A 2,478-nucleotide genomic window follows, 5' to 3' on the forward strand; every position below is an offset into this window, starting at 1 on the left:
CGGCCCCGCATCCTCTCGGGCATGCAACCCACCTCGGACTCGCTGCACCTGGGCAACTACCTGGGTGCGCTGACGCAGTGGGTGGCGCTGCAGGACACCCACGACGCGGTGTACTGCGTGGTTGACCTGCACGCGCTGACGGTGACCCCTGACCCGGCCGCCCTGCGCGAGCGCTGCCGGCGCACCGCCGCGCAGTACCTCGCGGCGGGCATCGACCCGGAGCGCTCCACCCTGTTCCTGCAGAGCCACGTGCCCGAGCACGCCCAGCTGGCCTGGGTGCTGAGCTGCCTCACGGGCTACGGCGAGGCCAGCCGGATGACGCAGTTCAAGGACAAGTCGGCCCGCCAGGGCGCCGAGAGCGCCTCCGTCGGCCTGTTCACCTACCCGGTGCTGATGGCCGCCGACATCCTGCTCTACGGGGCGGACGCGGTGCCGGTCGGCGAGGACCAGCGCCAGCACCTGGAGCTCACCCGCGACCTCGCGCAGCGCTTCAACACCCGCTACGGCCCCACCTTCGTGGTGCCCGAGCCGCACATCCTCAAGACCACCGCGAAGATCTACGACCTGCAGGACCCGACGGCGAAGATGAGCAAGACGTCCTCCTCGCCGGCGGGCATCGTCGAGCTGCTCGACGACCCCAAGGTCACCGCGAAGAAGATCCGCTCGGCGGTGACCGACGCGGAGCGCGAGATCCGCCACGACCCCGTCGCCAAGCCCGGCATCTCGAACCTGCTGACCATCCACTCCGCCCTGTCGGGCCGCCCGGTGGCGGAGCTGGAGGCCGACTTCGCCGGCCGCGGCTACGGCGACCTCAAGAAGGAGCTCGCCGAGGTCGTCGTCGGCGCCCTCTCCCCGGTGCGCGAGCGCACCCTGGAGCTGCTCGCGGACCCCGCCGCGCTCGACGACCTGCTCGCCGACGGCGCCCGGCGGGCCCGGGCGATCGCCTCGGAGACCCTGTCCCACGTGTACGAGCGCGTGGGCCTGCTGGCGGCGAGGCGGTGAGCGCCCCCGGCAGGACCGCCGGCACCCGCCAGGGGCTGCGCCGCCCCGTGCCGGCGCAGCGCACGACGACCATCGGGATCGCCGTGCCGGTGCCCGAGCCCTACGCGACCGAGCTCACCCGCTGGCGCTGCGAGTTCGGCGACCCGCTGGCCGACCGCATCCCCCCGCACGTCACGCTGCTGCCCCCGACGGAGCTGCGCACCGGGCAGCTCGGGCGGGTCCGGGCGCACCTGCGGGCGGTCGCGGCCGGCGGCGAGCCCTTCGAGATGCACCTGCGCGGCACGGCGACGTTCCGGCCGGTCTCGCCCGTCGTCTTCGTGCAGCTGGTGCGGGGCATCTCCCAGTGCGAGCTGCTGGAGGCCGCGGTGCGCGGCGGTCCGCTGGCGCGGGACATCGCCTTCCCCTACCACCCGCACGTCACCGTCGCCCACGACGTGGAGGAGCCGGCCCTGGACCGGGCGGAGGAGACGCTGCGCGACTGGGAGGCCAGCTTCCCCGTCACGGGCTTCAGCCTCTACGAGCACGGCGGCGACGGGGTGTGGCGCCCGCAGGAGGAGTTCCGCTTCCCCGCGGCCCTCGCGGGGTAGTCCTGGGGCGGGTCCCGTGCCGCCGCCCGGCGACCGGGCGGACGCGGAGGGGGAGTGCGGTGAGCGGTTCGGCCCTGCAGCAGGCCGGTGCGGCGGTGGAGACGGTCAAGCGCTCCCACCCGGTGCGCGCCTACACCCGCTACTCCGCGGCCCGCGGCAACGTGCTGGCCGGGGGCATCGCCTACTTCGGCTTCTTCTCCCTCTTCCCCGCCCTGGCGGTGGGGCTGTCGCTGCTGGGCACCTTCCTGCGCGGCAACAGCGAGGTGCGCGACCGCATCATCGACGGCGTCAACAGCTACGTGCCCGGCCTGCTGCACCGCGGCACGGCCTCGGGCCTGCAGCAGCCGGGCATCTACGTCGACGACTGGCTCGGCACGGACGTGCTGCGCGTCGTGGGCAGCCTGGGCCTGGTGACGCTGGTGTTCACGGGGCTGGGCTGGATGGACGCCCTGCGGCAGAGCGTGCGGGCGGTCTTCGGGGAGCCGGACGCCGGCGGCAACGTCGTCGTCGTCAAGGTCTACGACCTCGCCGTCATGCTCGTCATCGGCTGCGGGGTGGTGGTGTCGGTGCTGTCCGTGGTCGCGGGCAGCGCCGCCGCCGACTTCGTCCTCGACCACCTGGGGCTCGGGGGCTCCACCACCAGCCGCGTCGTCCTGGGCGCCCTGGGGATCGTGGTGCCCCTCGTCGTGGACACCGCCACCTACCTGGCGGTGTTCCGGCTGCTGCCCGGGGCGGACGTGCCGCTGCGCGACCTGCTGTCCGGGGCGGTGGTGGGCGGCGTGGGGCTCGGCGTCCTCAAGCAGGTCGGCACCCAGGTGGCCGCCCGCAGCGCCGACAACCCGTTCCTGCAGGCGGCGGCGAGCCTCGTGGTGATCCTGGTGCTGCTGAA

General features: G+C 74.1%; 3 protein-coding genes. All 3 read left to right on the forward strand.

Annotated elements, in window-relative coordinates:
* On the forward strand, window positions 1-1,002 hold a 1,002-nt coding region (trpS, locus tag ABEB16_RS09710; RefSeq protein WP_345712056.1), incomplete at its 5' end, for a tryptophan--tRNA ligase.
* Window positions 999-1,589 carry a 2'-5' RNA ligase family protein gene (locus ABEB16_RS09715; RefSeq protein WP_425560151.1) on the forward strand — a complete coding sequence of 197 codons (591 nt, stop codon included), beginning with the start codon at window positions 999-1,001 and terminating at the stop codon, window positions 1,587-1,589. The genes trpS and ABEB16_RS09715, both read left to right, overlap by 4 nt.
* A gap of 59 nt (window positions 1,590-1,648) precedes the next feature.
* The coding region (locus tag ABEB16_RS09720; protein WP_345712057.1) for a YihY/virulence factor BrkB family protein at window positions 1,649-2,478 on the forward strand (830 nt) is incomplete at its 3' end.

This window comes from Kineococcus glutinatus (genome assembly GCF_039542765.1).
Taxonomy (GTDB): Bacteria; Actinomycetota; Actinomycetes; order Actinomycetales; family Kineococcaceae; genus Kineococcus_A; species Kineococcus_A glutinatus.